The organism is Hydrotalea sp., assembly GCF_049968455.1.
GTDB lineage: Bacteria > Bacteroidota > Bacteroidia > Chitinophagales > Chitinophagaceae > Hydrotalea.
In genome coordinates this window covers 187,510-209,442 of sequence record NZ_JBMFQT010000001.1, presented here as the reverse complement: position 1 = coordinate 209,442, position 21,933 = coordinate 187,510, and the positions used below count along the sequence as shown (strand labels likewise).

The 21,933-nt window shown below is 34.5% G+C and carries 20 protein-coding genes; 11 read left to right on the top strand and 9 right to left on the bottom strand.

What is annotated here, in order from left to right; translation table 11 throughout:
* Positions 1 to 13: 13 nt before the first annotated feature.
* From ACP5P5_RS00945 to ACP5P5_RS00935, 3 genes are read left to right on the top strand one after another with little or no spacing between them, the layout of a single operon-like run.
* Positions 14 to 1,021 carry a chorismate synthase gene (locus tag ACP5P5_RS00945; RefSeq protein WP_428284245.1) on the top strand — a complete coding sequence of 336 codons (1,008 nt, stop codon included), beginning with the start codon at positions 14 to 16 and terminating at the stop codon, positions 1,019 to 1,021.
* Positions 1,022 to 1,025: 4 nt separating this feature from the next.
* A complete protein-coding gene (locus tag ACP5P5_RS00940) occupies positions 1,026 to 1,340 on the top strand; it encodes a DUF952 domain-containing protein (RefSeq protein ID WP_428284244.1) in 315 nt (104 codons plus the stop codon).
* Positions 1,341 to 1,342: 2 nt separating this feature from the next.
* Positions 1,343 to 1,642, top strand: coding sequence for a thiamine-binding protein (locus ACP5P5_RS00935; protein WP_428284243.1), 300 nt, complete (start codon positions 1,343 to 1,345; stop codon positions 1,640 to 1,642).
* Positions 1,643 to 1,651: 9 nt separating this feature from the next.
* Here ACP5P5_RS00935 and ACP5P5_RS00930 read toward each other — a convergent pair whose 3' ends face one another.
* Positions 1,652 to 2,248 carry a M15 family metallopeptidase gene (locus ACP5P5_RS00930; RefSeq protein ID WP_428284242.1) on the bottom strand — a complete coding sequence of 199 codons (597 nt, stop codon included), beginning with the start codon at positions 2,246 to 2,248 and terminating at the stop codon, positions 1,652 to 1,654.
* A gap of 337 nt (positions 2,249 to 2,585) precedes the next feature.
* On the opposite strand from ACP5P5_RS00930, the gene ACP5P5_RS00925 reads away from it, so the two are divergent.
* Together ACP5P5_RS00925 and ACP5P5_RS00920 are read left to right on the top strand one after the other, a co-directional pair.
* Positions 2,586 to 3,017, top strand: coding sequence for a septal ring lytic transglycosylase RlpA family protein (locus ACP5P5_RS00925; RefSeq protein WP_428284241.1), 432 nt, complete (start codon positions 2,586 to 2,588; stop codon positions 3,015 to 3,017).
* 70 nt (positions 3,018 to 3,087) lie between these two features.
* Complete coding sequence (locus tag ACP5P5_RS00920; protein ID WP_428284240.1) at positions 3,088 to 4,452, top strand: OmpA family protein; 1,365 nt, start codon at positions 3,088 to 3,090, stop codon at positions 4,450 to 4,452.
* A gap of 116 nt (positions 4,453 to 4,568) precedes the next feature.
* On the opposite strand, the gene glgP is transcribed toward ACP5P5_RS00920, so the two are convergent.
* Both glgP and ACP5P5_RS00910 read right to left on the bottom strand, forming a co-directional pair.
* A complete protein-coding gene (glgP, locus tag ACP5P5_RS00915) occupies positions 4,569 to 6,221 on the bottom strand; it encodes an alpha-glucan family phosphorylase (protein WP_428284239.1) in 1,653 nt (550 codons plus the stop codon).
* Positions 6,222 to 6,414: 193 nt separating this feature from the next.
* On the bottom strand, positions 6,415 to 7,371 hold the full coding sequence (locus ACP5P5_RS00910; protein WP_428284238.1) for a hypothetical protein: 957 nt from the start codon (positions 7,369 to 7,371) through the stop codon (positions 6,415 to 6,417).
* 90 nt (positions 7,372 to 7,461) lie between these two features.
* Between ACP5P5_RS00910 and ACP5P5_RS00905 the strand changes: the two genes are divergently transcribed.
* Both ACP5P5_RS00905 and ACP5P5_RS00900 read left to right on the top strand, forming a co-directional pair.
* Entirely contained in the window at positions 7,462 to 9,354 is a 1,893-nt protein-coding gene (locus ACP5P5_RS00905; protein WP_428284237.1) for an Nramp family divalent metal transporter, read from the top strand.
* Between the two features lie 102 nt (positions 9,355 to 9,456).
* Complete coding sequence (locus tag ACP5P5_RS00900; protein WP_428284236.1) at positions 9,457 to 10,686, top strand: NADP-dependent isocitrate dehydrogenase; 1,230 nt, start codon at positions 9,457 to 9,459, stop codon at positions 10,684 to 10,686.
* A gap of 80 nt (positions 10,687 to 10,766) precedes the next feature.
* Here the strand turns inward: ACP5P5_RS00900 and pafA are convergent, their stop codons facing one another.
* Entirely contained in the window at positions 10,767 to 12,440 is a 1,674-nt protein-coding gene (pafA, locus tag ACP5P5_RS00895; protein ID WP_428284235.1) for an alkaline phosphatase PafA, read from the bottom strand.
* 226 nt (positions 12,441 to 12,666) lie between these two features.
* Here pafA and ACP5P5_RS00890 point away from each other — a divergent pair, with 226 nt between their 5' ends.
* Entirely contained in the window at positions 12,667 to 13,926 is a 1,260-nt protein-coding gene (locus ACP5P5_RS00890; RefSeq protein ID WP_428284234.1) for an aminotransferase class I/II-fold pyridoxal phosphate-dependent enzyme, read from the top strand.
* Positions 13,927 to 14,002: 76 nt separating this feature from the next.
* On the opposite strand, the gene ACP5P5_RS00885 is transcribed toward ACP5P5_RS00890, so the two are convergent.
* Positions 14,003 to 14,845 carry a DUF2911 domain-containing protein gene (locus ACP5P5_RS00885; protein WP_428284233.1) on the bottom strand — a complete coding sequence of 281 codons (843 nt, stop codon included), beginning with the start codon at positions 14,843 to 14,845 and terminating at the stop codon, positions 14,003 to 14,005.
* Positions 14,846 to 14,907: 62 nt separating this feature from the next.
* On the bottom strand, positions 14,908 to 15,810 hold the full coding sequence (xerD, locus tag ACP5P5_RS00880) for a site-specific tyrosine recombinase XerD (protein ID WP_428284232.1): 903 nt from the start codon (positions 15,808 to 15,810) through the stop codon (positions 14,908 to 14,910).
* A gap of 172 nt (positions 15,811 to 15,982) precedes the next feature.
* Between xerD and ACP5P5_RS00875 the strand changes: the two genes are divergently transcribed.
* Positions 15,983 to 16,486, top strand: a complete 504-nt coding sequence (locus ACP5P5_RS00875; RefSeq protein ID WP_428284231.1) for a YkgJ family cysteine cluster protein — start codon at positions 15,983 to 15,985, stop codon at positions 16,484 to 16,486.
* Between the two features lie 71 nt (positions 16,487 to 16,557).
* On the opposite strand, the gene ACP5P5_RS00870 is transcribed toward ACP5P5_RS00875, so the two are convergent.
* Positions 16,558 to 16,914: a YraN family protein gene (locus ACP5P5_RS00870; RefSeq protein ID WP_428284230.1), complete on the bottom strand. Its 357-nt coding sequence runs from the start codon at positions 16,912 to 16,914 to the stop codon at positions 16,558 to 16,560.
* Positions 16,915 to 17,022: 108 nt separating this feature from the next.
* Here ACP5P5_RS00870 and manA point away from each other — a divergent pair, with 108 nt between their 5' ends.
* Entirely contained in the window at positions 17,023 to 18,249 is a 1,227-nt protein-coding gene (gene manA, locus ACP5P5_RS00865; protein WP_428284229.1) for a mannose-6-phosphate isomerase, class I, read from the top strand.
* An 87-nt stretch (positions 18,250 to 18,336) separates the two neighbouring features.
* Entirely contained in the window at positions 18,337 to 18,906 is a 570-nt protein-coding gene (locus ACP5P5_RS00860; protein WP_428284228.1) for a DUF6580 family putative transport protein, read from the top strand.
* A gap of 141 nt (positions 18,907 to 19,047) precedes the next feature.
* Here the strand turns inward: ACP5P5_RS00860 and ACP5P5_RS00855 are convergent, their stop codons facing one another.
* Positions 19,048 to 20,178 carry a cysteine desulfurase family protein gene (locus tag ACP5P5_RS00855; RefSeq protein WP_428284227.1) on the bottom strand — a complete coding sequence of 377 codons (1,131 nt, stop codon included), beginning with the start codon at positions 20,176 to 20,178 and terminating at the stop codon, positions 19,048 to 19,050.
* A gap of 120 nt (positions 20,179 to 20,298) precedes the next feature.
* On the bottom strand, positions 20,299 to 21,687 hold the full coding sequence (gene glmM, locus ACP5P5_RS00850) for a phosphoglucosamine mutase (RefSeq protein ID WP_428284226.1): 1,389 nt from the start codon (positions 21,685 to 21,687) through the stop codon (positions 20,299 to 20,301).
* Between the last annotated feature and the right edge of the window lie 246 nt (positions 21,688 to 21,933).

Genomic DNA, 21,933 nt, shown 5'->3' with positions numbered 1-21,933 from the left:
TAATTGAAATATTTTGAACTCATTTGGCAGAATTTTTCGGGTGCATATTTTTGGCGAATCGCATGGCGAAAGTGTAGGCATTTGTATTGATGGAATACCTGCAGGTTTGCCTTTAACCATTGATGATTTTTTGCCCGATATTGAACGCAGAAAAGGTGGCATTCAAAAGGCAACAACGCCCAGGCAAGAAACAGATTTGCCTATTTTTAAAAGCGGCGTATTTAATCATCACACTACCGGAGCACCATTAACCATTTTATTTGAAAACAATAATACCCGTAGTGGTGATTATGATAAACAACGTGCCATTCCAAGGCCCGGACATGCCGATTTTGTTGCCCACCAAAAGTTTGGTGGGTTTGAAGATTACAGAGGCGGTGGACATTTTAGTGGCAGACTTACTGTTGCTTTAGTTGCTGCCGGTGTTATTGCAAAAAAATTATTGAAGCATATTACTGTTCAGGCTACTATTACAGAAGTGGGAGGTTTACCAACAGTTGATGCCGGAATTGAAAAAGCCATTGCCGCTAAAGATTCAGTAGGCGGTATAGTTGAATGCACGGTTACTGGTTTACCAATGGGATTAGGAGAGCCTTTTTTCGATTCACTTGAAAGTGTGTTGGCGCATGCTGTTTTTGCTATTCCCGCTATTAAGGGAATTGAATTTGGTGCAGGATTTGCAGCCGCAAAAATGTTGGGAAGTGAACACAATGATGCCATTCTCAATTCAGATGGAGTAACGAAAACCAATTACGCCGGTGGAATTGTAGGAGGTATTTCAAATAACAATCCATTGGTGTTTAGGGTAGCAGTAAAACCAACATCATCAACGCCTAAAATACAAGAATCATTAAATTGGGAAACCAATACAGTAGAGCCATTTACAGTAAAAGGTCGCCACGATTTGTGTATAGCGCTTCGTGTTCCCGTTGTATTAGAAGCAGTTACAGCCATTGTATTAGCCGATTTTATGTTAATGAATCAACTCATTCCTCGTATTTGGAATCAATCAAACAAATAGTTGTATGAAAGAAGATGCATTCATTTATCATATTACCACCCAAAATGAATGGATGGCTGCTCAAGAAAAGGGATATTTCGAAAGCCCAAGTTTGTTAAAAGAAGGATTTATTCACTGTTGTACCTTGCAGCAAATGGATGGTGTTTTAGAACGATATTTTTTAGGCATTCAAAATTTAGTTCAATTAACTATACTTACCAATAATTTAAAAAGCAACATCAAATTTGAACCTTCACCCATGGTTCCTGAACTTTTCCCACATGTGTATTGCAGAATAGCATTGACAGAAATCGTTAATATCCAATATATAAATCAATAATCATGCATCAATTTATAGTCAATGCTTCTATTCAGTTAATCCCCGTTGTAACAGATAAGCATCCCTATTTGTGGGTAGATGAAGCAATCAGTATCATTCAGCAATCAGGTATTTCTTATGAAGTTGGGCCTTTCGCAACGGTGATTGAAGGAAAATATACTGAAGTGATGCAGGTTATTCAAAATATTAATGAGTATTTATACAGTTTGGGTTGTGAGGAATGGATTCAAAATATTCAAATTCAGATTAGAAGTAAGGGCGATATTACCGGTTTAGAAAAAACGCAAAAATTTCAGCAGTAACAAATAACATTACTTAGTCATTCGCTGCAGTTGCTTGAAAGTAACATTCAAAATGGGAAAATGCTTTGCATTGGGCCAGCTATAATGCCACCATTCCGTAGGTAGTGATTCAAAACCATATGCTAGCATAGTTTGTCGTAATAATCTTCTGTTTACCAAAACAGAATCGGGCAAGCCCATGAAGTTAGCATGTGCACTATCGGTAAAATTATCAAAATCAGTACCCATATTCAGCAATTGCCCATTTTTTAAGTTGATAATGGATACATCTACAGCAATGCCTCTATTATGGCCACTACCATTTTTTGGGTTAGCTACATATCGTTCATCGTGCACCTTATTCCAGAAATTCACTGTGACATGATAAGGACGGTAAGCATCCCAAATAACCAGCGAAAGTGATTGTTTATTAAGCGCCTCTTGTGCCTTTTTTAAAGCTTCGGCAACAGGTTTTCTTAAAAAAGTAGTGTTGGGGTGCTGTTTATACATAGGTATATGCATGAAATTATTGTAGCCTGCATATCTTAAATCAATCACAATACCCGGAATGTATTGTTTTATGTTAATCATGCTTAAACTATCATAGTGTTTATCGTTCTTTTTCAAAAAGTGTTGATTTTCAGCGAAATTTACCTTATTTTTGCGCTTTGGCATAGTAGTTGTACAGGCCATATATCCAAATATCAAGCACAGAAGTGTACTATATTTTCGGTAATTGAAGTACCATGGATATTTTAAATTAGCAAAGTTCATCGCCTCAATTGGTTGGTTAATTAAAATTGGTACTTTTTAAATATTTTAAAGCATTTTTTCATTTTCTAGGTCATTTGACGGAATGAAATACCTGTAATGCTTAATTTAACGAATGAAAATGCCTATGAAATTAAATTCTGCTGCTGAGTAAACCCTAATGAAAGAATTTTTTAACAAAAATTGATGTAGTATGAAGTTTGTGATTTTGAATTTATTGGTGTGTATTTTTTTTACTTTTCAAGTAAAAGGGCAGGATAGTACGGCAAATGGTCCCGTAAAACCATTAAAAACAATAACAGGAATAGCAAGTTTTTACAGTTCAAACTTACAAGGAACTGAAACTGCTACCGGTGAAATATATGAACATAAAAAATTAACTGCTGCCAGCAACAATTTTAAACTGAATACCTGGGTAAAAGTTACCAATCTTCGGAATCACAAATCAGTAATTGTGCGGATTAATGACCGAATGAACAAGCGGATGTCTAAAAAGGGCAGAGTGATTGACTTGAGTAGAATTGCTGCCAAAAAGCTACAGTTTATGAAGATGGGTTTGGTAAAAGTAAAGGTAGAAGAATTACCCAATGAACCTTCGGGTGAAGAGGTTGTGAATATTAACTGAATATTAAAATAGCAAAAATTTTATTAAAATTCAATAACCCCTTTATTTTTGCTATAATAAAATTAACATTATGAAGAAAACCCTACTACTTTTAATCAGTATTGGCGGTATGCTATCTGTTTTCGCGCAGGATGCAACTCAGCTGATAAAAAGGCCTTCATTGAGTATCAACTTCTTCCTGAAGGATTTCGCAACTCCCGATTTAATTAGCAGCAGTTCTTTAACTACTGTTTTTGAAAACAAGCAATGGACGAAAATGAAAGACATGTCGCCTGGCTTAAATGTGCAGTATTTCCAAGGTCTTACTGATCATTTAGATTTCATGGCAGGATTAGGCGGTTCATTCTTAAAATACCCTTTTCTATATAAAAGCGGTGTTCAAACCCCTGTTCAGGATAAATTTTTATTAGAAGCCGATGCCAATGTGAATCTGAAATTATTGACTGATAAGTACTTCATGGTTCCTTATTTATCGGCCGGTATTGGTGCTTCTATGTATGCAGGAAGTTATTTTGGTGCTTATATTCCTGTTGGAACCGGATTGCAGTTTAATTTAGGTGAAGGAAATTTCATTAATCTGCAATATTCCTATCATTTAGGTGTATCAGATTTAACCAACTATAATTTTCAATATAGTTTAGGTTTTGCTTCTCCTATTGCCCCCGGAAAAAAAGAAGTGAAATTAGCACCAACGCCTCCACCTCCAGTTAAAGAAACGCCTAAAGATACTGATGGTGATGGTATTCCTGACGATAAAGATCAGTGCCCTAATGTTCCGGGTGTTGCCAAATACAATGGCTGTCCTGTACCCGATACTGATGGCGATGGCATTAATGATGAAAATGATAAATGCCCAACTGTACCGGGTTTAGCTAAATACAATGGCTGTCCCATACCCGATACAGATGGCGATGGCATTAATGATGATGAAGATAAATGTCCTACAGTTGCAGGTGTAGCTCGTTACCAAGGTTGTCCTGTACCCGATACTGATGGCGATGGTATTAATGATGAAGAAGACAAATGCCCAAATGTATTTGGAGTAAAGGAAAACTTTGGATGTCCGGTTGTAAAGGAAGAAGTAATTGTAAAAGTGAATACAATTGCCAAGAATATTTTCTTTTCTACCGGTAGTGCTCAATTAATTGCTAACTCCTACAAACCTTTGGGTGAAATGGTGAAAATTTTACAGGATGATCCAAATTTGAAGTTAGACGTTGAAGGTTATACTGATAATGTAGGCAGTGAAGCTGTTAATCAGGCATTAAGTGAAAAACGTGCTTATGCGGTTATGCAATACTTTGTTTCGAAGGGTATAAATGCGGATCGTTTGCATGCTGCCGGTTACGGTTCAAGTAAACCCATTGCAGATAACAAAACTGCTAAAGGCAGAGCAATGAATAGAAGAGTGGAACTAAAGTTGCGCTATTATTAGTACACCTGTAATTTGCATCAATATAAAACCCTTTACAAAAAAAATGTAAGGGGTTTTTTGTTTCCCCTTACTTTTTTTAGCTTATAAAATTATAAAGTATTTGAAATTTTAACTGATTACTTATACATTAACTCATAGTATTCATGTGCCATTCTATTACTATCAAATTGGAAGCGAACATCTCGCATTCCATTTTTCATAATTTGGCGCCAGGTTTCAAAATTGTTATAGTATAATGGAACAATTTGTTGCTCTAAAATTTCATACATTTTATTTAAATCGTAATTATCCTGATCGTGAACGCTTAAGTTTTCATAATCGGCCTTAGGTACAACAAAACCATTATTGCCATGATTCACAAACTCTGGAATCCATCCATCATCTGTTGAAAAATTAATCGCCCCATTCATCGCAGCCGTCATACCGCTTGTTCCTGAGGCTTCTCTTGGAACTCTTGGGTTATTTAGCCAAACATCCGCTGCTTGTTTTAAACGTTTGCTAAGGGTTAGTTCATAGCCAATGAGTACGGCTACATTTTTATAATTTTTACTTAGGTGTACTAAATTGTTGAATTGGCTAATAGCCGGATAATCAACAGGGTAGGGTTTGCCTGCCCAAATTATTTGAACGGGTCTTGATGGGTCGTTGATTAATTTTTCAAACCGCTCCAAATTTTGTGTTAAGAAATCGGCACGCTTATAGCCTGCAAATCTTCTTGCCCATACTATGGTTAGTACATTTGGGTCGAATAACTTTCCCGTTTGGTCAGCAACAATTTCAAAAGCTCTTCTTTTTAAATAATTTTTTCTATCATCAAAAGCCAAGTCATTGCCTTCTTCCATGGCTTTATACAATTGTTTATCCGCCCAATAGCGCCAATTTTGTGCATTTGTAATATGAATGATTTCACAAATGCCATTATAATGGCTCCACATTTTTCTACTTACTTCGCCGTGTAAACGACTAACGCCATTGGCTTTACGTGCAAAGCGAAGAGCAGCTAATGAGTGGTTAAATAAATCATCCTGAATACCGGTTAGTTTTCTCACTTCATCAATGCTAATTCCACTGAAGTAACTCATTTTTTGGCACAAATAAATATCGTGTTTTTCATTGCCGGCTTCTTCTGGTGTATGCGTGGTAAACACTAAGTGTTCTTTTACTTTTTCAATACTTTTAAACTTATTCAATAAATAAAACGCAGCAGAAACACCATGTGCTTCATTTAAGTGATATACATCCGGGTTAAAGCCTATTTCATCAATTAATTTAGCACCGCCAATGCCCAATAACATGAATTGAGCAATTTTGGTTGACACATTTGCATCATAAAGTCTATGTGATATTGTTTGTGAAACATAATCATTCTCCGGTAAATCAGTAGTTAATAAAAATAGAGGAGCTGTTTTAAATGTTTCAGGATTTAGATACATGGCCTTTACCCAAACTGGATGGTCGTGAATGATAATTTGAAATTTTATACCTGTATCTTCTAAAAAAGAATAAATTTTTTCCATCCATGTGGGCTGCAAAGTTTGGTCTTGGTTACGGGTTTGGTCATAATAACCATATTTCCATAAAATACCAATACCTACCATATTTTGCCGTAGTTCATATGCGCTTCTTAAATGCGAGCCTGCTAAAAATCCTAAACCACCACTGTAAATTTTTAAGGGTTGGTGTATCGCAAATTCCATTGAAAAGTAGGCGGCACGCTTATTGTATTGTTCACTAACTGCAAATGGCACCTGAAAGCTTCGAAAGTTCATACGTTGTTTTTTCTTGGTTGGTTATTTGAATTGGGAATGCAATTTAACTGTTTTATTTAAAATGTATTTTTTACACATTCTCTTACTAAGAAAATTGAAGCTATGTTAATTGTTTGAAAGTTGCTGTATAAAATTGTAAAAATTATAAACTGCAAACGATTGTAGTGGTTTACTCTATAAAAGAAATAGAATATTAACTATATTTCTTCTTTGCGGGTTTATGTTTTTTTTGCAATGGATATGTGTCATCAAAATAGCATTGTATACCTCTTTTATTTCCACATTTACCATTTTCTTTAAATGTAACTTCATGGTTTTTGAAAATAAATTCAATGCCACAAGGTTCACCTATTTCCTTGTATATACCTTTTTCTTCACCAATCATTTTTAAAGTGCCTTTTAATTCACCGGTGCAATTGTCATTGTTTTCAAAGTGAATGAAGAAGTGATAGAGTTTGGACGTTTTGCCATCTCGGATGGCTATAAAATTTTTATTATTCTTTACATAATTACCACTGAATTTATTTTTTTGTGGCAATGTGTCAATAGGGTTAATAATGGTATTGTTTTTAAGAGTATTCTCATTCCCATCGCTCATGGCTATCATAAATGTATTACCGCTATTATATATCCAACCGTTTCGTGTATACATTAGTTTTTTGTCAGAGCCATATTTTTCTCTACTAATTAAAAATGTGGGTTCTTTATTGATGTACACATTATGAAAATATCCATCATTATTTTTCATTGTTAATAATTCTTTTGCCGCCCTGAATTGATTATTTTCATTAAACACATAAACAACCAAATGGGTATTATTTTTTATGGTGAAATTGGCTAATAAGTATTTTTCCTTCGCTTTTTGAATACTTCCAACCGGGTGTACAACGGCTTTTTTATTGAAGCTATAGGGAATTACTGAACTATCCGGAATAAATTGTTCCATTGCTTTCAATCCAATGGAAGTTGTGTCCGAAAATGAATTAATATTTGTGTCAGCAATTGTTAAAGGTAAATTGATAGGCGAAAATGCCGCAAAAAAATCGTTGCTATTAATTGGTTTTGCACCACTGAAATCTTTTTTTTGTTGCTGACAACAAATAAAAAAAATAACAAATGTAACTCCCAATGAATACTGCAGTTTTTTCATGTTGCTAATTTCGAACTTTAAAAATAATAATTATCAATTAAGTTTAATTGTTTTGCCGTATTGAAACAGTTAAATTTGTGAGGAATATTTATGAATAAATTAATACAACACAGTAGCGAGGCTTCTTTAAGTGAGGTACATGAAACTGTAGATACAACTAAGCAACCCAAGAAAGGATGGCGAAGAATTTTAGCTTACATAGGTCCGGCTTATTTAGTTAGTGTTGGGTATATGGATCCGGGTAACTGGGCAACTGATTTGCAAGGTGGTGCTCAATTTGGCTATTCTCTTATTTGGGTATTGTTAATGAGCAATTTAATGGCATTATTGTTACAAAGTTTAAGTGCACGTTTAGGCATTGTACGTAGAAGAGATTTGGCACAAGCTAACCGTGAAGTGTATCCTAAATTTATTAATTTTAGTTTGTATGTTTTGGCAGAAATTGCCATTGCAGCCTGCGATTTAGCTGAAATTTTAGGAATGGCCTTAGGAATTAATCTGCTTACCGGTTTGCCTTTAATTTGGGGTGTATGCATTACTGTATTTGATACCTTAATTCTATTGCTATTACAGAATTTTGGCATTAGAAAGTTAGAGGCTTTTATTATTGCATTGGTAATAATTATTGGTGGTTCTTTTTTAATAGAAATACTTTTGGCAAAACCGGTTTTAAGTGATGTTGTGAAGGGTTTTGTTCCACACCATTTAAGTAGTGGTGCACTCTACATTGCTGTAGGTATAATTGGAGCTACCGTTATGCCACATAACTTGTACTTACACTCGGCCTTGGTACAAACACGAAAAATAAGTACTGATGAAGAAGGCCTAAAACGTGCTATAAAATATAATAATATTGATAGTGCTGTTGCTTTAAATGCAGCGTTTTTTGTAAATGCAGCCATTTTGGTATTAGCTGCCTCTGTTTTCTTTACTACCGGGAATACTGATGTGGCTAAGATTGAGGATGCACATAGGTTGCTGGAACCTTTGTTGGGTAGCAAATTAGCACCTTTATTATTTGCCATTGCTTTAATTGCTGCCGGCCAAAGTTCAACCATTACGGGAACATATGCAGGGCAAATTGTAATGGAAGGTTACATCAACATTCGTATCAATCCTTGGTTACGAAGACTACTTACACGTTTACTAGCTATTATTCCAGCTGTATTTACTATTCTGGTTTATGGCGATACCAGAATTGATGCATTATTAATTCTAAGTCAGGTTGTATTAAGTGTGCAACTCGGTTTTGCTATGGTGCCACTCATTCACTTTGTAAGCGATAAGGCTACCATGGGAAAATTTGCTATTAGTTTACCCCTTAAGTTTATTTCATGGCTTGTTGCCATTATACTTATTTATTTAAACGTAAAAATGGTGGTGGAACAGGCAGCAGAATTATATGCTGAACCGGGAAATTTAGTTTGGAAAATTATTGTTGCAATTGCAGCCATTTTTTTCACTTGGTTATTTTTAACTACTACTTTTTTGCCTTTAATAGTTCGGCATAGAATGCACAAAATATTTAAAATGCATGGCGAAATTCCCCAACTACAAACCCTTCCCGTGAAAGAAAATAATAGAATTGCTATTGCACTTGATTTTTCAAGTAAGGATGAAAAACTCATCTCGTATGCATTGGCGCAAGGGAATGAAAATACGGAGTATATCCTTATACACATAGTAGAAAGTGTATCCTCCATTTTTTCGGGCAAGATGAGTGATGATGATGAAACCCGACGAGATCAAGAACGATTAAATAAATATGCTGAACAATTAACACAAATGGGGCATAATGCAATTACTGCATTAGGGTTTAATCACCGTAAACGAGCAATTGTGAAAATTGTTGAGGAACACAATGCCGATTTATTGGTAATGGGAGCTCATCAACATCGTGGCATTAAAGATTATTTGTTTGGTGAAACTATTGAAACGGTAAGGCATCGGGTTAAAATTCCGGTTTTAGTGGTCAATATGTAAATGGTAGTAAATACATGGATGGGGCAGAAGCTATAAATACTATAGTTTAATAAAATATCAAAAACCCTACTTTTGTATCCCTTAAAATAAATTAGTTGGTATATGAAACAAAAAATTAAAGTAGCAAATCCTGTTGTGGAATTAGATGGCGACGAAATGACGCGCATAATTTGGAAATACATTAAAGATAAATTAATATTACCTTACATAGATGTAGATATTCAATACTTTGATTTAGGTATTGAGCATCGCGATGCTACTAACGATCAGGTTACTATTGATGCTGCCAATGCCATAAAAAAAGTGGGCGTAGGTATTAAATGTGCAACTATTACTCCCGATGAAGCAAGAGTAAAAGAATTCAACTTGAAACAAATGTGGAAAAGCCCTAATGGCACAATCCGTAATATTTTAGATGGTACGGTTTTCCGTGAACCAATTGTTTGTCAAAATGTGCCCCGATTAGTTCCTAATTGGACAGCACCCATTTGTATTGGTCGTCATGCTTTTGGTGATCAATATCGTGCAACCGATTTTGTTACAAAAGGCAAAGGTAAACTAACCATAAAGTTTGAAGGGGAAGACGGAAATATTCAGGAATTTGAGGTATATAATTTTAAAGGTGACGGTGTCGCATTAGCTATGTACAATACTGATGAAAGTATTCGTGGTTTTGCTTATGCTTGCTTTAATCAAGCTTTGAATAAAAAATGGCCTTTGTACTTATCAACAAAAAATACCATCTTAAAAAAATACGATGGTCGCTTTAAAGATATATTCGAAGAAATATATCAAAATGAATTTAAAGCCAAATTTGAAGCTGCAGGTATCACTTATGAACATCGCTTAATTGATGATATGGTTGCCTCAGCTTTAAAATGGAATGGTAACTTTGTTTGGGCTTGTAAAAATTATGATGGTGATGTACAAAGCGATACTGTTGCACAAGGGTTTGGTTCATTAGGTTTAATGACATCAACCTTAATTACACCCGACGGAAAAGTTATGGAAGCCGAAGCGGCACATGGTACAGTAACACGCCACTATCGTGAATACCAAAAAGGTAATCCTACTTCTACTAACCCCATCGCCTCAATTTTTGCATGGACACGTGGTTTGGAATTTAGAGGAAAATTAGATAATAATGAAGCACTAATTCATTTTTGTCATGCTTTAGAAACTGTTTGTATTGAAACTGTGGAGAGCGGAAAAATGACCAAAGACTTGGCGGTTTGTATTTACGGCAATAAAGTAAAACATGGCGAACATTACTTAAATACTGAGGAATTTTTAGAAGCCTTAAATGCCAATTTGCAAGCCAAACTTGCTTAACTACTTCTTCTAATGCTATCACAACAAAAAAGCAGTGCTCATTCATATGCACTGCTTTTTTGTTAAGCATTTATTTTCTTTTAGTTATTTTTATATACTTCTGTTATAGGCTGACCAATACAACCACTAGGCATTTGTATTTTCAATAAAGCAGCAATAGTAGCTGAAATATCTGTCATATATGTTGTTCTGTTTAAGTGACCTTTTTGAATGCCCCAACCATAAAACAACAAAGGAATATGTGTATCATAGGTATAAGCAACGCCATGACTCATTCCGGTTTTGCCAGCATCCATAACTCCCGATTTCATAATGATCTGTAAATCACCGCTGCGTTTAGGGGTATAACCATTAACAATCATTTCTCTGATGTTTACTGGTAATGAGGCAGTAGCTGCCTTTGCCTTGTTTACAACGGTTAAAACTCTATCATCTTTTTGCAGGTATTGAGTAATGCTTTTCTCAATAGCACTTTGATTTAATTGTAATGAATCAATTAAGTTATGGTTTAAATAAACATCAAATTCCCAAACAGCATTAATTAAATTGGGTTGGTGAAATTTTTCAGCTAAATATTGATTTAGCGAACGTTTAATATCCGGATCATCGGCTCTGCCACCTGGTATATTGTGTTTAGCTAAGAATTCAGGAATTTGTGCACCCGCATGGTCAGCAGTTAAAAATACGGTGTACTGGTTTTTGCCTACTGTTTTATCCAGATAATCAAAAAATTTACCCAATGTTCTGTCTAAACGTGCATAAACATCTAACACTTCCCAACTATTCGGACCAAATGAGTGCCCAATATAATCAGTACTTGAGAAACTAACAGCTAAAAAATCTGTAGCATTTCCTTTACCTAATTGTTCATTGGAAATGGTAGTTTCTGCTAAGTTTTCCAACAAATCATTGGCATAAGGAGTACTGGCAATTTTGCTGTAATCTTTCCCTTTAAATTTCTCTAAGTTGTAAGGAAAACCTTTTTGATCTTTTCCAAAAGGTTGGCTTTCATAATCATTCACATCCACATCGCAAAGTGCTTCATAAGTGGCTTTGGGTAATAAAGGAGCCCAATTTTTTTCATAATAGGTATCTACCCATTTTTTATTATTAAAGGCCGTTAACCATTCCGGTAATTGGTTCATATAATAAGTGCTTGAAATGAAATTACCGGTTTGATAATCATACCAGTAAGCCGCATTTGCTGCGTGGCCTGCGGGTAAAATGGCACCGCGATCTTTTATAGATATACCTATAGTTTTACTTTTAAAATTAGTGGCAAGTCGTAACTCATCGGTAATAGTGGTTACCCAAAGGTTACGGGGGCTCATTTCTCCTGCAGCTTTAGTATTGCTACCTATTGTACTTACACTGGCATCATCGGTACAATAAACGGTTTTATGAGTATTGTTATCATACCAGTTGTTACCGGTAATACCAGCAATGGTGGGTACACTGCCGGTGTATACACAAGTATGCCCAACCGCGGTTACTGTTGGTAAATAGGGCATTAAATTGTTATCGCACGAAAATCCTTGATTCAATAATCGTTTAAATCCTCCGGTAGGTTCATAAACATTATAAAATCTATACAAATAATCCCATCTCATTTGATCTACAATAATTCCAACTACTAATTTGGGTCTGGCAACCGTTGCATCTGAAGCATTATTATTTGGCTTACTTTGTGCAACTGCACCTGAAATGGCTAAGATGGCCATTGTAAGTAACATCAACATTCTTTTTCTATTCATAATAATTTCCGTTTAAAGGGTTAAAGATAAGCATCATAGGCTTGCTTGGTTTATTAATTTATTGTTTAAACGTTCATTTTATGGTCAAAATCTTTTTTGGTCTATCATTTTAGCAATTTACTAATTTTGCAGCCTAACTTATATGTGGTAATTAAATTAACCCTTTGTAATGATGGTTAAGTTGCCAAAGTGTAGGTATTTTTTTACTTAAAAACTTTATTGTGGCATGGCAGACATTTTTGAAAGATTAGTAAAGCATTACGGTCCTATTGGGCAGCATCGTGAAAGAGCGCATGGTTATTTTGCCTTTCCGAAATTAGAAGGTGAAATTGGTAATCGCATGAAATTTCGTGGTAAAGAAATGATTGTGTGGAGTTTAAATAATTATCTGGGTTTAGCCAATCATCCTGAAATCAGGAAAACGGATGCAGAAGCCACCAAAGAATTTGGCTTAGCTGCTCCTATGGGTGCCAGAATGATGAGTGGTAACAGTAACTATCATGAACAATTGGAAAAAGAGTTGGCAGCTTTTGAACATAAAGAAGATGCTATTTTATTGAACTATGGTTATCAGGGAATAATGAGTGCGATTGATGCGCTTTGCAGCAGGCACGATGTAATTGTTTATGATGCTGAAAGCCACGCTTGTATTATTGATGGCCTTCGTTTACATACTGGGCATCGCTATGTATACAAGCACAATGATATGGAAGATTTAGTAAAGCAATTGGAGAGAGCAACTGCTTTAATTGAAAAGCAAAAAGCCGGCGGAATTTTAATTATTACTGAAGGTGTTTTTGGAATGGCTGGTGATCAAGGTAAACTAAAAGAAATTGCTGCTTTAAAAAAGCAATTTGAATTTAGACTATTGGTAGATGATGCGCATGGATTTGGTACATTGGGTAAAACCGGTGCAGGTGCCGGAGAAGAGCAAGGTTGCCAAGATGAAATTGATCTTTATTTTTCAACATTTGCTAAATCAATGGCTTCTATTGGAGCTTTCTTAGCAGGTCCTAAAGTAATTATTGATTATATACGCTACAATATTCGTTCGCAAATATTTGCCAAAAGCTTACCAATGCCTATTGTAATTGGGAATTTAAAGCGTTTGGAAATGTTAAGAAATATGCCCGAAATGAAAGCTAAATTGTGGCAAAATGCTTTAAAATTGCAAAAAGGGCTTACAGAAAGAGGTTTTGATATTGGTAAAACCGATTCAGTAGTAACACCCGTTTACATGAAGGGTGGCGTTGAGGAAGCAACAGCCATGGTTATGGATTTACGCGAGAACTATCACATTTTCTGTTCAATTGTAGTTTATCCTGTAATTCCAAAGGGACACATTATTTACCGATTAATTCCTACTGCTGTGCATACTGATGCTGATATTCAAGAAACCTTGAATGCATTTAGTGAAACGAAAGCAAAGTTAGATGCAGGAGCTTATAAGGTAGATGCTATTCCTGATATGGCTGAAGTACATTAATTCTATTCTTTTTAATAAAAAGACTGCCGCATAAATATTTTGATGCGGCAGTCTTTTTTTGTGGGGCAATGAATGGTTATAGTGATTTTAATAACATATTAGCACCGCGTATGTAATCATCATTCTTAGCTTCAGTAGCCAATTGAACACATTTTTCAGCATCGGCTTTAGCACTGGCTTTATCACCTAAAGCTTTTTCAATTTTAGCTTTCAACAAAAACATATAGTAGGCTTTAGGATTACTATAAGTTGCCTTGGTTACGTTAGTTAATGCTTTGTTGTAGTCTTTGGCAATATCATAGTAAAAATTTGCAGCGGCAAAATACAAATTAGGGTTTACATTGTCAGCAGAAAGTGCTTTTTCAAATTGTTCATTTAACCTACTAACAATATGGGTAATAATGGGCACTTTTACATCAACATTTCCCCACATTAAATGTAATTCACAACTTTCGGGTTGAATGTTGGTGAATTGCATGGTAAAGGTTTCCATTGATTCTTTAGTAGTTTCGGCAGGTACATTGAATCGAAATAAATCATCATTAGCACTATAATCTGTTCCCCAATTTTTTGAATCTTTATTAATAATGATAGTCCATTCTTTTTTACCCGGTATAGTAAAAATTGCATATGTACCTGAATCAAGTTTGTTACCAGCTAAATCAATTTGGTCGGTTACTTTTAATTTAGTGGAAGCGTTTGCACCGGTACGCCAAACTTTTCCAAGCGGTGCCAATTCACTATTATCTTTAAAAACAGATCTGCCTCTTAAGTTAGGCCTAGAGTAAGTTAATTCAAGTTTACCCATGCCAAAGTCCTGAGTAATGGTTTCAGTTGGACTGGCAGCAGGAACTTTAATTTGAGCAAATCCTAATTGCATAGTTAATAGTGCAATGGATGCAAATACTATTTTTTTCATATTACAGCGTTTATTTAATTACAAACCTATTAAACCTTTTTGGAATAAGCCACTTATTGGTGTTAATTTTTAAAGGCCGGGTGAAAGCTATATAAGGTTGATCGTAAAAAATTACGATCGAGGTGGGTGTATATTTCTGTTGTAGTAATGCTTTCATGGCCCAACATTTCTTGTATAGCTCTAAGGTCGGCACCGCCTTCAATTAAATGTGTGGCAAATGAATGCCGGAAAGTGTGTGGTGAAACATTTTTCTGAATGCCCGCTTTTGTTGCTAAATCTTTAATAATATAAAACACCATAACCCTAGTAAGCTGTCCGCCTCTTCGGTTTAAAAATAAAATATCTTCACAGCCCTTACTAACGTTAAGGTGCTTGCGTACACCCTCAATGTAAAGTTGTATATATTTTAAAGCTGATTGGCCTATGGGGATTAATCGTTCTTTGTTGCCTTTGCCAGTAACTCTAATAAATTCTACATCAACATAAATTTGGCTAATGGCTAAGCTAATTACTTCACTTACACGTAAACCACAGCTGTACATAGTTTCTAATATGGCTTTATTTCGGGTACCTTCATTAGTGCTAACATCAATTTGCGCAATCATTCTTTCAATTTCATCAAAGCTGAGTACTTCGGGTAAACTGCGTTTGGTTTTAGGTGCTTCTAATAGTTGGGTAGGATCAATTTTTACCAATTGCTCACTCAAACAATACTTGTAAAATTGCTTAATTCCTGAGATAATGCGTGCTTGCGAAGTAGAAGTAAGCCCATAATCACTAATCCATTCTAAAAATTTTTGTAAGTCATTTAGTTCAATTTCTGAGGGATTTTTCTTTTCGTTGTTTAGTTGTAGATATTGGGTTAGTTTATCTATATCGTGTAAATAAGCTTCAATAGAATGATTGCTTAAGGAACGCTCAAGCTGTAAATACATTTTAAAGCCTTTCTTTACTGAATCCCACATAATCTAAAATCAGGTTGTAAAATAATGCATTTAAAATTATAATTAGCTTTTAAAGTATTTGTGGTTTTTGTCATTGTTTTGAAAATTACTGCTTCTGTAAGTTGTAACATTAATTTTTGTATTTGCTAAAACCACAATACTTTTACCGCCATACTTGTAATATTTACATTTTATGGAACCTGTAAACTTGCGTTCATTTAAACAAAAAGTAAGGCATCATCATTCTGCCTTTAAAAAATATCTTGGTAAAGTTGAAAAAAAACCACCTCGTACATTGAATAAATTGGTGGTTACTTTGAATGATGCTGTTTGGAAGGAAATTGATTGTTTAACATGCGCCAACTGCTGCAAAACAATGACTCCAACTTTTACCAATGCCGATATGAAGCGCATTGCAGCCTACCTAAACATTACAGTAGATGAAATGAAAAATCGTTGGTTGCACTTCGATAAAAAAGATAAAGATTGGGTAAATGATAAACAACCTTGTCAGTTTTTAAATTTAAAAGATAATAAGTGTAGCATTTATGCCGTTAGGCCTCAAAGTTGTGCCGGTTTTCCACATTTAACTAAAAAGCCTGTTGTGCAATACTTACATGTACATCAGCAAAATGTACAATATTGTCCGGCTACGTATTCAATGGTTGAAAAAATGATGGAGGCTATTTCACTTTAGTTTGGAAATTTTAAATTTAAAAAAAGTAGTTTTATTCTTAAATTTAAGAAATGAGGGCTGTTTCTTTAAATTTAAAAAAACACATCATCTATCCAATAAATTTCCTTTACTAAGTTCTTTTGAAGTGTTATGGCAATTACATCAAACTGAATGGAATGCCATTGTGGATTTTGTTCTAAATAAACAGTGGCTGCCTTTTTAAGAGCATTCATTTTCTGCTGTTTTACATTGTTTTCCGGATATCCGAACGGAGATTCCTTCCTCGTTTTTACTTCAATAAAATGTAAAATGTTGTTTTTTACAGCAATAATATCTACTTCCCAACTTTTATAACGCCAGTTGGTATGTAATATTTGAAAGCCTTGCTCTATCATATATTTTTTGGCTAAATCTTCGCCAAAATTACCAGTTTGTTTGGTTATTGACATGTGTAAAAATTTATTTTTACAAGTCACAGGAAATCATAGTTTAGCAATGATAATACAAATTTTTACATTCTAACGTAAGCACATTTGTATTTAAATTCGTAAATATACATGCAAGATAAGATATATAAAATAAAGGGTAAAGTTCAGCACTATGCATGGGGTGGGTATGATTTTATACCGCATTTGTTAAATATTCATAATGCAGAACATAAGCCTTATGCCGAATATTGGCTAGGTGCCCATTCCTTACATACATCCGAAATAATTGCAGACGACGGTTCTTGTATAAGTTTATATCATTTTATTAAGTCAAATCCGGAATTGACTTTATCTAACAAAGTATTTTCAGTTTTTGGTGAATTGCCTTTTTTATTAAAAGTGTTAGATGTACGCGAAATGCTTTCAATTCAAGTACATCCAACTAAAGAAAATGCTTTAAAAGGATTTGAAAAGGAAGAAAGCTTTGGGATTCCTGTAAATGCACCTAATCGTAACTATAAGGACAAAAACCATAAGCCTGAAGTAATGGTTGCTTTGAGCGATGAGTTCTGGTTGTTACACGGTTTTAAAAGCTTAAATGCTATAGAAGCTACACTTGCCAATACTACCGAGTTAAGTATTTTATTGCCTTTGTTTAAAAAACAAGGTTTGAAAGCACTTTATCAGTTTGTAATGGAAATGGAACAAGCTGATGTGAATACTATGTTGCATACTTTAGTGCGAAAGGAATTACATAAAAAAGCTACCCAACAATTAACAAAATTTGATGCAGGGTGGTGGGTGGCAAAGATTTTTGAAAATGGTGATGAATTGAAACATATTGATAAAGGAATTTTTTCAATTTATTTATTCAACATAGTTTGTTTAAAAAAAGGAGAAGGAATATTTCAACAGGCCGGGGTTCCGCATGCTTACCTGGAAGGACAAAATGTTGAGTTAATGGCCAATAGTGATAATGTTTTGCGAGCAGGCTTAACCCCCAAGCATATTGATGTAGCTGAATTATTAAAACATATCATTATTGAGCCCATTATTCCAGAGGTGCTATTAGGAAAGGCTATAACCCTTCATTCACCCGAAAGTGAATATCTTTGTCCGGTAAGTGATTTTGCTTTAAATAAAATTCAATGGCAAGGCTCCAATCAATACGAATCAGTGGCTTCTACCCCAGAAATTATTTTAGCAGCGGAGGGTAGCTTCATTATTCAAGATGACACCGGTAAGAATAAAGTGATAAAACAGGGTGAAGCTTGTTATATTATACCAAATACAGAATACAAAATAAATAGTAGTGGTAGTGTTCAATTGTTTAAAGCATTTGTTCCGATTTTATAAAATGTTACAGCAATATAACCACCGGAATACTTATTTTTGTTGCAATGATTCACTAATTTTTATTTTTTAAATATATAAAATGACCCTATGCAACTTTCAATGAAAAATATTATTTATGGTATTCTAATTATAACACTTACACTTAGCTGTAAGTTGGTTTTTGCAAATAATATTAGTTGGAGTGGTTTTTCGCCAATTATGGCTATAGCACTTGTGTCAGGTATGATGATACACCAAAAACATTCTACCTTTTTGTTTCCATTAATTGCCTTGGTAGCTAGTGATGTAATTATAGAAATACTTTATTTAAACGGTTTGTTTGGCTTTCCGGGAATATATAGCTATCAGTTTTTGAATTATTTATTTTTAAGTGTGTTGGTCAGTATAGGCTGGCTATTGAAAGGGAAAAGTTATAGTGGAATATTAATAGGTATTATTGCCGGACCTACTATTTATTATTTACTTTCTAATGGGTGGGTATGGGCTACTCATGGAGGTTACCAACGTCCATTAACATTGGAAGGCTTAGGTATGTGTATGTTAGATGGATTGCCATTTTATAAAAACTCTTTACTATCAACACTTGTTTTTGTACCTGTATTGTTAATGATTTATCATGTGCTTTCATTCAAAAAATTGGCACTGAAATTACAATAGCCTTAAAAGCACAAACTGTATAAAATACTGAGGCTGATTAATGTTAATCAGCCTCAGTATTTTTAGAAAAGTTGAAAATATTTTAAAGAAAATATAGATTAATTAAGCCTTTTGATACACTATCTTTTAAAAGCTACTTAATTAAATCATTGTTTTTAAGTGTTGAATAGCCTCATCAATTTCTTCCTTTGTATTGTGCTTGCTAAAAGAAAAACGAACGGCAACTTTATTGGGGTTATTGTTAAATGCTCTAATTACATGGCTTCCTTGGTCGGCTCCACTAGTGCAAGCACTGCCACCACTTGCACAGATGTTATGAATATCTAAATTAAATAACAGCATTTCACTTTTTTCAGTTTTAGGGAAACTTACATTCAGTACTGTATATAGGCTATTATTAGACGTATCACCATTGAAACCAATGCCTGGAATGTGCATTTTTAATTGTTCCATCATATAGGTTTTCAATGATCGAATGTAGGTGCTATTGGTTTCAAAATTGGCTGTTGCAAGTTCTAAGGCTTTGGCAAATCCAATTATGCCATATACATTTTCAGTGCCAGCACGCATATTTCTTTCTTGTGCACCACCTTGTATAAACGGATGTATTTTAATATTCTCATTAATATACAACATGCCAACTCCTTTTGGTCCGTGGAATTTATGGGCAGCACCGGTAATAAAATGAACGGGCAATTCTCTTAAATTAAATGAGAAATGCCCAACGGTTTGTACTGTATCACTATGAAAAATGGCATTGAATTTTTTGCAAATATTTCCAACTGCTTCTATATCTGTAATATTTCCAATTTCATTGTTGGCATGCATTAAGGTTACAAAGCATTTTTCATTGCTGGCAGCTAAAATTTGTTCAAGGTGATGTAAATCAACATGTCCATTTTCTAGAATCTTCAAATAAGTTAGTTTGATATTATGTGCATTTTGTAAATGCTCAACGGTATGTAAGGTTGCATGATGCTCAATAGGTGATGTAATAATGTGTTTACAACCTAAATCTGTGATGGCAGCATTGATTGCCGTGTTGCTACTTTCCGTTCCACCACTGGTAAAAAATATTTCTGCAGGATGGGCATTTAATAGCTTAGCTACGGTTTTACGTGCATTTTCAATGCCCATACGCGTTTCTCTGCCATAACTGTAAATAGAAGATGGATTTCCAAAATGTTCAGTTAAATAAGGCATCATAGCAGCTAAAACCTCGGGGTCGAGTGGGGTAGTAGCCGCATTGTCGAAATAAATTCTCTTAGTCATGTTGGTGATAGGTATAGTATAATAATGTGTAAAGGTAAATACTGTAATTGTGCTTACAAAAAACGGTTTACATGAGCATGTAAACCGCAATTTTTATGAAACTAATATACTTTTATCCTATTACATTACTTCTTTTATGTCTTGCATCATTTTTTTGGCAATGTTGTCGGCTGTGGTTGAAAAGTTGCTTTCTGCATAAATGCGAATAATAGGTTCGGTATTACTGGTGCGTAAATGAACCCAATCATTTTCAAACTCAATTTTTAAACCATCTTCTGTATTGATGGGGTATTTTTTATATTTCTTAGTGATTTGGTCAAAGATTTGTTGAATGTTAAAGTCTTTACCTAACTCAATTTTATTTTTACTAATAAAATAATCGGGATAGGTATTTCGAAGTTGCTTTACACTTTTCTTTTCTTTGGTTAAAAAGGTTAGAAATAACGCTATACCAATTAGGGCATCACGACCATAATGCAAATCGGGTACTATAACACCGCCATTTCCTTCACCGCCAATTACGGCATTAACCGCTTTCATTTTATTTACCACATTTACTTCACCCACTGCTGAAGGGTAATAGTTGCCACCATGTTTTAAGGTAACATCTTTTAATGCTCGGGTGCTTGACATGTTGCTAACGGTATTGCCTTTTCTATTATTCAAAACATAATCAGCAACAGCCACTAAGGTGTATTCTTCACCAAATAAACTTCCATCTTCACAAACAAAGGATAAGCGGTCAACATCAGGATCAACGGCAATACCAATATCGGCCTTATGTTTGTTTACGGCATTGCACAATTCCTGTAAATGTTCGGGTAAAGGCTCGGGATTATGTGCAAATTTGCCGTTCACTTCACTGTTTAAAACAATAATATCACTGTCCTTTACACCTAAGGCCTGTAATAATGCGGGTACAGCAATGGCACCTGAACTATTAATTGCATCAATTACAATTTTAAATTTTCGCTTTTTAATGGCCTGAACATCTACCAAATCATAAGTCACAATAGCTTGTATGTGTTTTTGAATAAAAGTATCATCAAAAGTTTTATTACCCAATTTATCAACTGAAGCAAAATTAAATTCGTTTTTTTCTGCAATTGATAATACTTGTTTCCCATCGTCAGCTGAAATAAACTCGCCTAAATGGTTAAATAATTTCAATGCATTCCATTCTTTAGGATTATGGCTGGCACTTATAATCATGCCACCTGCTGCTTTTTCAAATTGAATTGCCATTTCAATGGTAGGTGTTGTACTTAAACCTGCATCAATTACATCTATGCCAAGGGCTATTAGTGTGGCTGCAGCTAATTCTTGTACCATGGCACCACTAATTCTTCCATCGCGACCAATAACAACTTTTTTATTGGTTACATTTTGTTGTAATAACCAGGTGCCAAATGCTGCAGAAAATTTTACAACATCAATCGGACTTAAATTATCATCGGGTTTACCTCCAATGGTTCCACGAATTCCTGAAATGCTTTTGATTAATGACATATAAGTTTGGATTATTTGCTCTGCAGAGGTGCGTTTGCAAATTTATAGAATCTGCCGTTAATTTTCTAAGTAATCCAACTATAAAAAACAAATTGTTGAAGTGAATAATCAATTGAATTAGTTGTTGCATATTAATATTCTATTGGCATTCAACACTTAAACGGTATATTTTATTACCATGGCATAGTAGTTGCTGCAATGTTGGTTTTTAAGCTAAGATTATATTTAGGTTTTGTTTGTATAATT